We start from the raw sequence: 9700 nt of genomic DNA on the forward strand, positions 1-9700 counted from the left end.
GTTGAGCGGTCACGGCCAAGCACCTCCGATCGGAACCAAACCTACTCTAGAGTAGGAATGGTGGCCGATCGAGCCCGGATCAGCGCGCGGCGCGCTCCTTGTCGACCGCGTTCACCAGCGGGCGGCCGGTCAGGTACCGGTCGAGGTTGTCGGCGAAGCGCCGGACCAGCTCCTCCCGCCAGCCGACGACGTCACCGGACATGTGCGGGGAGATCAGCACGTTCGGCATGCCCCACAGCGGCGACGACGGCGCCAGCGGCTCGTCGCCGAACTCGTCGAACGCCGCGCCCGCCAGTTCGCCCCGGTCCAGCGCGTCGACCAGGTCCGGCTGCACGACGAGCCCGGACCGGCCGATGTTGACCAGCCGCGCGGTCGGCCGCATGGCGCGCAGCACGGACGCGTCCACCAGGCCCGCCGTCGGCTCGGTCAGCGCGAGGGCCAGCACCACCCAGTCGTAGCCGCCCACCGCGGCGCGCAGGTCGCCCAGCGGGCGCACGTCGCCGAAGTCGGGGTCGCCCGCGCGGGGCGCGCCGAGCGCGGCGACCCCGACGCCCACGGCGGTCAGCTTGCGGGCGATGGCGCGGGCGATCGGCCCGGTGCCGACCAGCAGCGCGCGCGAGCCCGCCAGCCGCTCGGTCTCCCGGTGCTGCCAGCGCCTGCGCTGCTGGTCGCGCAGGGTCCCCGGCAGGTCCTTGGCGAAGGCCAGGACCAGGCCGAGCACGTACTCGGCCATGGGCTCGTCGAACACCCCGGGCGAGGAGGTGACGACCACACCGGACTCGCGCAGGCCGGGGAAGAGCAGGTGGCGCACCGCGGGCCCGGCCACGTGGACCCACCGCAGCGCCCGCGCGGCGGCCCAGGCCCCGGATAACGCGGTGGACCGTGATTCCCACACCAAGAGCACGTCCGCGCCCTCGATGGCGCTGCCCAGGCGGTCGGCGGTGGTGTACCGGACAGTGGCCCGCGCCTCGACTTCGGTCATGGCGGGTGGGCGGTCGGCGCCGTGCAGGACCACGACGGTCGACCGCGGACTGGACTCCATCGCTGTACCAGCGTCCTCGGTCGGTAGGTGCCTGGTCGGTCAAGTCCCGGCAACGCTAGGAATGATCTCCAGTGGTGTCAAACCGTGGTCACCGAGAGCAAGTTTTCCCAGGTCAATGACCGTGCAGATGCACGATCGGGCGAAATGGCTCGGTTGTGTACTCGTCTGGGTAGAGTGTGTTGTACTCCATTCGTGAGAAGTCATACACGAATGGAGTAATGATCACCCGCGACGCGCCGGGCCGGTCGACGGAGGTTTCCGGCGCCGGGCGGACGCCCGTCACACCCGGGGCGGTTCCCCCGGCGGTCCGCGCCCGCTACAGTGGTTCCTACCTGGGGTTTTTCCATCCGCAACGGGTGGTGGCGCGGAGTGGCCGGGTCGACACCGTCGGCGCCGGGGACTCAAGCTCGCCCGGGGGTTTCGAACGAACCGCATGGCTCATAGGGCCGTTGGACCCTTACCGCTGTGAGGTTGAATACGAAAACATCGCTCGTATGCAGCAGCGATACCCCTGGTGCACGGCTCGTCGCCCGGCTATCCTCACTCTCCGTCAGGACCACCATCGAATCCGACGGTCACGCGAGCGGATCGGACGGTGAACCGAGACACCCACGCCGTTCCGGACCTCGACGGCGTACCTCTCCCTACCGGTGCGCCGCAATATCTGGGGGCTCATGTGAGTGTGACAACTTCCTCGCCGTCGGCGGAGGCGAGCGAGGAGACCCAGCCCGCGAGCCGGAGCCAGGGGACCGACGCCGTGTTCGCGCGGCTGAAGAGCTCGGCGTTCCACGAGCTGGTGGCCGCGTCGCTGGAGGGTGACCAGGAGGCCATCGGCACCCTGTTCACCTGGATCAACCCCGCGATCGTCCGGTACTGCCGCGCGCGCATCGGCCGCACGGGTTCCGCGTTCTCCTCCGCCGACGACGTGGCCCAGGAGATCCTGCTGGCCGTGCTGGGCGCGCTGCCGCGCTACTCCGACGACAAGGAGTCCTTCCTCCCGTTCGTCTACGGCATCGCCTCGCACAAGGTCGCCGACTACTACCGCCGCTCCGGCCGCGACCGCAGCGACCCCGTCGCCGACGTGCCCGACACCATCGACCACGGCCTGGGCCCCGAGCAGATCACCCTCCGCGCGGAGATGCGCACCCGGCTGGTCAAGCTCCTGGACACCCTCGCCCCCCGCCAGCGCGAGATCCTCGTCCTGCGCCTGGTCGTCGGCCTCTCCGCCCAGGAGACCGCCGTCGCGATAGGACTCACCGCCACCGCCGTGCGCGTCGCCCAGCACCGGGCGCTGACCCGGCTGCGCGGCAGCCTGTCCGCGAGCGACTGGCTCTAAAGACCACCTCTGCCAGACCACTGGGTCGCCTTGTGTGCGGGCGGCCCAGTGGTCGTTGGCTTTTGCGCGCTGCCCCGTGGTCGTTGGCGTTCCTACTCCGCGACCGCGCGCAGGTAGAGCTGCGCCTCGATCCGGCCCGGTTCGGCCTCGGCCTCGAACTCGCGCAGTTCGACGGAGCCGAAGCCCGCGTCCGCGACCACCTGCTTGAGCTGGTCCGGCGGGTAGGCCGAGACGGTGGTCGGGGCGCCGAGGAAGTTGACCGGGAACGTGTCGAAGTCGCCCTGCACCATGCTCAGCAGCAGCAGCTTCGGGCCGCGCAGCTGGGCGCGGATCGCGCGCAGGGTCAGCTCGATGTCGGCCTTGGACAGCATGAGCAGGGCGAAGAACGCGACGGCCGCGTCGAACTCGCCCAGCCCGGTGAGCTCGCGCAGGTCGCCGTGCCGGTAGTCGCCGCCGGGGGCCTGCTCGCGGGCCAGCTCCAGCATCACCTCGGACTCATCGATGCCGACGACGGACAGCCCCGCGTCGAGCAGCTGTTTGGCGGTGGGCAGGCCGCTGCCGCAGCCGAGGTCGAGCACCCGCGATCCGGCGGGGAGCCGCTCGACGAGCCAGGCCGCCTCGGCGATCTGCACGTCGCGTTCCACGAAGGACTCGTCGTAGCGCCTGCCGATCAGGTCGAACGCGGGCGGGGGGTTCTGGGTAGCCACGCCGCACAGCATGCCGCCGGCCGCGCGGGCGGTCCAGTGGTCGACGACCCGCGCAGCGCGACTCCGCCACTTGATCGCGCACTCGGCCCAATCGGCTCCGGCCGACTGCCCGCGCGGGCGGGTCGGCGGGCAGCGGCGGCGCGGTGGCGTTGGAGCGGAAGGGAAATCGTCCTACCTCCGGGCGGCGACCAGGAGGAACACCGGGATCGCGACGAAGATCCGGTCCGCCCGCCGCCGCGCGGTCTGCTCGGCGAGCCAGTCCCGGTCGTCGGTGAGCCGGTGCGCCATGGCGAGCGCGACGTCGTCGGTGAGCGCGAGGCCGCGCACCTCGACGACCGGGCCGGTGAACCCGGCGTCGTGCAGCAGTGCGCGCTGCCGCCGGGGCGCGCGCGGCGACGGGAAGGTGTCCGCCTTCGCGCGGACCAGCCGCCGGGTGGTGGCGGGGTCGTCCGAGTCGACGGCGATCGCGTCCCGGTCCGGGCCGAGCAGCACCGCCCACCCGCCGGGGGCGAGCACGCGGCGGGCCTCGGCCACGGCGCGCGCGGGGTCGTCGAGCAGGTGCAGCACCTTGTCCGCGCGGTACCCGGCGACCGACCCGGTCGCGAACGGCAGCGCACCCGCGTCGGCGACGTGGAAGTCGCCGGTGGGCAGGCGTTCGCGGGCCGCGGCGACCATCCCGGGGTCGAGGTCGACGCCGACCGGGCGGGCGCCGCGCGCGGTCAGCTCGGCGACCGCGCGGCCGCCGCCGCGCCCGACGTCGACCACGGTTCGGCCGGTGACGTCGCCGAGCAGTTCGTAGGAACGCGCGCGGAGCGCCACCGCGGCGGGTTGCGCGTCTCCGGCGTCGAGGACCGCGAGCAGGCTGGACATGCCCACGATGCTCGGACTTGATGTCGACATGAAGTCAAGCCCGCTGACGATCGGCCAGGTGGCCGCGCGCTTCGGCCTGCCGACCCACGTGCTGCGGCACTGGGAGTCGGTGGGCCTGCTGTCCCCGACCCGCGTCGCGGGCGACCGCCGCCGCTACACCCCCGACGACCTGGTCCGGGTGGCGTCGATCGTGTGCGCGAAGGAGGCGGGTCTGTCGCTGCCGGACATCCGCGACTTCCTCACCGCGACCGACCCGGCCACCCACAAGGACGTGCTCCGCCGCCACCACAGCGCGCTGCGGGCCAGGGTGGCGGCGCTGCGGTCGGCACTGGACCTCGTGGAAGCCGGGTTGAACTGCGCGCACGAGGACATCACGACGTGCCCGAACTACCGCGCGCGCCTCGCTTCCGCGGTGGCCGCGCCGGATCGGGCCGCGCCCGGTCGGTGACGCGGGGCGGGAGTCCGGCTTGGACCGCGCGGGCTTCGATCCGGATCGGACCAGGGTGTGGGTCGGTCCGATCCGGACGCGCGGGTGGACCGACGGCGCGACCACAGTGGACACCGCGAACAGCGGCACCGCCGACCCCGCGACCGCCGCCCGCGCGGCCTCGGCCTTCGGTTGTGCGACGAGAACTCACCTCGCAATCGTCTGGTGCAATTGCATGGAGAGGTCGGCGGAACCCCTCCGACCGGTCGACTGTCGGGTCCGACCCAAGGGATGCCGAAGTGCCCTACCGGCTTGGCCTAATCGGGAACCCGATTCCTCTACTCTCGCGGTGAGTAGCGCCCCACCTTGTCGTGCAATTGCAACACGATCGGGTGGACCCGTTGGGGGGCGTACGGGCGCACAACGTCCAGTGAGGACCACTTGGGCTCAAAACCACCCGCTGAGCTGCGGAAACGTGACTCGGTCAGGTTCCGATCCCGGCCACCCCGGTATCCGGTTGTGGTCGTTCCCGATGGTAGATTGCATTGTCAATGTCACCCGGCAATCTCGGTGTGCAATTGCATGATGTCATCGGAGCGTGTCAGCCGACCCCACGACCGGACGGCCGCGCTCGGTCATGACGAGGAGGATCGATGCCCCCACAGGGACCGCTGATCCCCCGCCGCCGCCTGGGCACCGAGCTGCGTGCCCTCAGGGATGTCGCGGGACTGCACCTGGAGGACGCCGCCGAGCACCTGGAGTGCTCCATCTCCAAGATCTCCCGGCTGGAGAACGGCCGTGGCGTGCCGAAGGCCCGCGACGTGCGGGACCTGCTCGACCTCTACAAGGTCGACGACCAGAAGCTGCGCGACCGGCTGGTCCGGCTCGCCGGTGAGGGCCGACGGCAGGCGTGGTGGCAGGACTTCTCCGGGGTGGTCTCGCAGAACGTCGACATGTACGTCTCGCTGGAAGCCGAGGCGTCGAAGATGCGGTGCTCGGTGGGCTCCTCGGTGTTGGGCCTGCTGCAGACCGAGGACTACGCCAGAGCCCTGTTCACCGCCATCTACCCGCGGGCGCGCGAGCTCAACGAGCAGCGCGTGCAGATGCGCATGCGCAGGCAGCGGGCGGTGGCCGACCGCGAGGAACCGCTGCACCTGCACGTGGTCATGGACGAGGCCGCCCTGCACCGCAGGGTCGGTTCGCCCGCGGTCATGCGCGCGCAGCTGGAGAGCCTGGTCGCGGCCTCGCACTCCCCGCACCTGTCCCTGCGCGTGTTCCCCTTCGGCCTCGGTCCCGACATCGCGGGCCAGTGCACGTTCGTGGTCTTCACCTTCGAGAGCGAGAACGACCGCAACGCGGTCAACATCGAGGCGAGCCTGGACGACCGCTGGCTGGAGCAGGAGGCCGAGGTGGCCCGCTACACCAAGATCTTCGACGAACTGGCGCGCCGGTGCCCCGACGTGGAGGAGTCCAGGCGGCTCATCGAGAGCATGGTTCGAAAGTATTCGCAGGAAGAATGAAAAAGAGATGACAACGCGTTTTCGGCAGAGCAGCTTCTGCACCACAGGAGCCTGCCTGCAGGTCGACTTCCCGCGCGCCGGGGCGGTCACCGTCCGCGATTCCAAGGGCGCGGTGCGCCTCGCCGCGATCGCCGACCCGACCGCGTGGTTGACCTTCACCGCCCAGGTCAGGGCCGGTGCGCTCACCCGGGACGGCGGCTGACGACCGGGTAGCGACCCAGCGTGGACCACGTGCCCCGGCGCCGCGATCGGCGCCGGGGCACTGGTTTGCCCTGTTCGCGCTCCGGTAACCTGGGATCACAGGTCGCTCAACGACGTACGACCTGCGGCTTTTCGAGTCGCAGTGGCGCCGATCGGAGAGAGGGGTGCGGCCATGGTGGCTCGATTCCGCCGGAGTTCGCGGTGCAACACCGGGGGGTGCGTGGAGCTCGGGTACGACGCCCGCGCCCTGCTGGTGCGCGACACGGTGCTCGGCGACGTGATCGAGGTGCGCGGTGCGCGCGCCCGCGCGGTGTTCGTGGACAGCCTGCGCCGTGGTCGCTTCGACCTCGGCTGAGGCCGCGACCGGAAACTCCCCGTGACCGTCGGATGGCACGCCGTCAGTCGTGCGGACGAATGATCGACCCGTCGGAGTGGTTCGCTAGTCTCGGCTCCCTAGTCGGGCCCCGTGGTCCACACACGCGAGGAGTACCTGGTCATCGAACAGGGTGAGTTGGTCGCCGGACGCTATCGGCTGCAGGACCCCGTGGGCAGCGGCGCCATGGGGGTCGTCTGGCGCGCCAAGGACGAGCGGCTGGAACGGGTCATCGCGCTCAAGCGGCTGATCATCCGACCGGGGCTCACCGCGGCGCAGACCGAGGAGGCCCGGCGCCGGGCCATGCGGGAGGCGCGGATCGCCGCCCGGCTGCAGCACCGCAACGCCATCGCCATGCTCGACGTGGCCGAGCACGACGGCGACCCGTGCCTGGTGATGGAGTTCCTGCCGTCGCGCAGCCTGTCCAAGGTGCTCGCCGAGGACGGCACGCTCACCCCCGAGCAGGTCGCCGCCATCGGCTCCCAGGTCGCCGCCGCGCTGGCCGCCGCGCACGCCGCCGGGATCGTGCACCGCGATGTCAAACCCGGCAACATCCTGCTCGGCGACAACGGCACCGTGAAGATCACCGACTTCGGCATCTCCCGGGCCATCGACGACGGCACGGTCACCGAGACCGGCATGCTCGCGGGCACCCCCGCCTACCTGGCCCCCGAGATCGCCCGCGGCCACGACCCCAGCCAGGCCTCGGACGTGTTCTCCCTCGGCGCCACGCTCTACCACGCGCTGGAGGGCGCGCCGCCGTTCGGCACCAACGCCAACCCGCTGGCGCTGCTGCACGCCGTCGCCTCCGGTGCGGTCACCCCGCCGCAGGGCGCGGGCGCGCTCACCCCGACCCTGATGTCGCTGCTGCGCGCGGAACCCACCGACCGGCCCACCATGGACGAGGCGGCGAACCTGCTGTCGATGCCGACCGCGCCGCTGCCCGTGCCGGTGGTCGAACCGCGCACCACCCCGGCGCGCAGGCTGCCCGCGCTGCCCGGCCGGATGCGCCTGGGCTCGACCCCGACCGCCAAGACGCCGCCCGCCCGCCCGGTCCAGCCCGCGCGGCCCGCCGCCCCGGCGCCCGTCGCGCACCCCGCGCAGCCGGGCCCCAAGCGCGGGGTGCTCGTCCTGGCGCTGCTCGGCGTCGTCGTGCTGGCCGGTGCCGTCACCGTCGTGCTCACCAGCGGCAACCGCGACAACGCGCAGCAGCAGTTGCCGCCGAACACGATCACCAGCGTGGTCACCGTCAGCCAGTCGCCGCTGCCGAACACCACGACCAGCACGTCGGCCACACCGCTGCCGGTCACCGACAAGGTCACCGACTTCAGCGCCGCCGGTCTGGCCGTGATCGCCTACTTCGGCAGTGACAGCTCCCCGCAGCAGCGCTGGGACATGTTGGGGCCCAACGGCAAGGCCGCGTTCGGCGACTTGGCCGCGTTCCAGGCGTACTGGGGCCAGTACGCCTACGTCGCCTCCCGCAACGCCCGCCAGGTCTCGTCCAACCCCGACGGCTCGGTCACCGTGCCCGTGGACGTCGAGGTGAAGCCCGCGGGTGGCGCGTCGACGACGTCGAAGCGGAGCGTGCGGGTCGTGCTCTCCGGTGGTAGGTACCTCATCGACTCCGACTCGCGCTGACCGTCCACCCGGGACACCGCGCGAGCCGGGGCGGACGCCGAACTCCAGGAGGTGCGCCGTGGGCCTGATGCCCGTGACGGAGTCCATGTTCCTGCTGGGCGAGTCCCGCGAGCACCCGCTGCACGTCGGCGGGTTGCAGCTGTTCGCGCTGCCCGACGGCGCCGACCGCGACTACGTCGGCGACCTGCACCGGGCGCTGCTCGCCGACCCCGAGGTGCACCCGCTGCTGCGGCGCAGGCCGCGCGGGCCGGTGAGCACCGTCGGCCAGTGGGTCTGGACCGACGACGACCGCCTCGACCTCGAGTACCACGTGCGGCTCTCCGCTCTGCCCGCCCCCGGCCGGGTCCGCGAGCTGCTGGAGCTGGTGTCGCGGCTGCACGGCTCGCTGCTGGACCGGCACCGGCCGCTGTGGGAGGCGCACCTGGTAGAAGGGTTGCAGGACAACAGGTTCGCCCTCTACACCAAGGTCCACCACGCGCTGCTCGACGGCGTCTCCGCGCTGCGGCTGCTCCAGCGGTCGCTCTCCACCGACCCGGCCGAGCGCGGCCTGGGGGCGCCGTGGGCCGTGCCGCCGGGGGAGCGCACCCGGTCGCGGGGCGGCGGGTTGTCCCGGGTCGTGCGCGAACTGGTCGGACTGGGGCCCGCGGTGGCGAAGTACGTCAACCAGGCCTTCGACGAGCAGGCCGCGAACCTGCCCTTCGGCGCCCCGCGCTCGATCTTCAACGTGCCGATCACCGGTGCCCGCCGGTTCGCCGCCCAGGGCTGGCCGCTGGAGCGCGTGCGCGCCATCGGGGAGGCCGCGGGCGCGACCGTCAACGACGTCGTGCTCGCCATGTGCGCGGGCGCGCTGCGGACCTACCTGCTGGAGCTCGACGCCCTGCCGGACCGGCCGCTGGTGGCCGCGGTCCCGATGTCGCTGCGGGCGGACGGGGGCCGCGACGGCGGCAACGCGCTGGGCCTGATCCTGGCCAACCTGGCCACCGACCTGGCCGCGCCCGCCGACCGGCTGGCCGCGATCACCGACTCCACGCGCCGGGGGAAGGCCTTCTACGAGGGCATGAGCCCGCTGCAGATCACCGCGCTCAGCGCGATCCCGTTCGCGCCGCTGGCCGCCGGCCTGCTGCCGGGCGGGGTGCGGCTGACGCCGCCGCCGTTCAACCTGATGATCAGCAACGTGCCGGGGCCCGCCGAGCCGCGCTACTGGAACGGCGCCCGGATGCTGGGCGTGTACCCGCTGTCGATCCCCTACGAGGGCCAGGCCCTCAACATCACCGTGACCAGCTACGACGGCTCGGTGGAGTTCGGTCTCACCGGCTGCCGCCGCTCGGTCCCCCACCTGCAGCGGCTGCTGACCCACCTGGACGCCGAGCTGTCCGCGCTGGAGTCGCGGGTCGTCTAGTTGTTGCGGGTCATGACGTTGGTGACGGCTGGTAGGGCCTGAAGTAGGGGGACGGGTCTTTCGGCGGCAGGATGAGAAGTGCGACCAACTCGTCCGCCGAGTAGAAAGACCCGTCCGTGCTCCACCGTAACGCCCCGCTGTCGGTCGAAGGCCGCCACCGTCTGGTCCAACGCTGCAGGACGCGCCC

The 9700-nt window shown here is 72.0% G+C and carries 10 protein-coding genes; 7 read left to right on the forward strand and 3 right to left on the reverse strand.

The window, feature by feature from the left end; genetic code table 11:
* Positions 1-79: 79 nt before the first annotated feature.
* A complete protein-coding gene (locus tag CLV40_RS35995; protein WP_104483515.1) occupies positions 80-1042 on the reverse strand; it encodes a D-2-hydroxyacid dehydrogenase in 963 nt (320 codons plus the stop codon).
* 676 nt (positions 1043-1718) lie between these two features.
* Here CLV40_RS35995 and shbA point away from each other — a divergent pair.
* Positions 1719-2378, forward strand: a complete 660-nt coding sequence (shbA, locus tag CLV40_RS36000) for an RNA polymerase sigma factor ShbA (protein WP_281261705.1) — start codon at positions 1719-1721, stop codon at positions 2376-2378.
* 92 nt (positions 2379-2470) lie between these two features.
* On the opposite strand, the gene CLV40_RS36005 is transcribed toward shbA, so the two are convergent.
* Positions 2471-3085, reverse strand: a complete 615-nt coding sequence (locus tag CLV40_RS36005) for a class I SAM-dependent methyltransferase (RefSeq protein WP_245931804.1) — start codon at positions 3083-3085, stop codon at positions 2471-2473.
* A 171-nt stretch (positions 3086-3256) separates the two neighbouring features.
* Entirely contained in the window at positions 3257-3955 is a 699-nt protein-coding gene (locus CLV40_RS36010; protein ID WP_104483521.1) for a methyltransferase domain-containing protein, read from the reverse strand.
* Positions 3956-3983: 28 nt separating this feature from the next.
* Between CLV40_RS36010 and CLV40_RS36015 the strand changes: the two genes are divergently transcribed.
* From CLV40_RS36015 to CLV40_RS36035, 6 genes are all read left to right on the forward strand, one after another.
* Entirely contained in the window at positions 3984-4403 is a 420-nt protein-coding gene (locus CLV40_RS36015) for a MerR family transcriptional regulator (protein WP_104483522.1), read from the forward strand.
* A gap of 632 nt (positions 4404-5035) precedes the next feature.
* Positions 5036-5902, forward strand: a complete 867-nt coding sequence (locus CLV40_RS36020) for a helix-turn-helix domain-containing protein (RefSeq protein WP_104483517.1) — start codon at positions 5036-5038, stop codon at positions 5900-5902.
* A gap of 7 nt (positions 5903-5909) precedes the next feature.
* Positions 5910-6104, forward strand: coding sequence for a DUF397 domain-containing protein (locus CLV40_RS36025; RefSeq protein ID WP_104483518.1), 195 nt, complete (start codon positions 5910-5912; stop codon positions 6102-6104).
* A gap of 219 nt (positions 6105-6323) precedes the next feature.
* Positions 6324-6458, forward strand: a complete 135-nt coding sequence (locus CLV40_RS37610; RefSeq protein WP_245931805.1) for a hypothetical protein — start codon at positions 6324-6326, stop codon at positions 6456-6458.
* A gap of 111 nt (positions 6459-6569) precedes the next feature.
* Positions 6570-8114, forward strand: a complete 1545-nt coding sequence (locus tag CLV40_RS36030) for a serine/threonine-protein kinase (protein WP_281261706.1) — start codon at positions 6570-6572, stop codon at positions 8112-8114.
* Between the two features lie 58 nt (positions 8115-8172).
* Positions 8173-9513, forward strand: a complete 1341-nt coding sequence (locus CLV40_RS36035) for a WS/DGAT/MGAT family O-acyltransferase (protein WP_104483519.1) — start codon at positions 8173-8175, stop codon at positions 9511-9513.
* Positions 9514-9700 lie beyond the last annotated feature (187 nt).

Source organism: Actinokineospora auranticolor, from assembly GCF_002934265.1.
Taxonomy (GTDB): domain Bacteria; phylum Actinomycetota; class Actinomycetes; order Mycobacteriales; family Pseudonocardiaceae; genus Actinokineospora; species Actinokineospora auranticolor.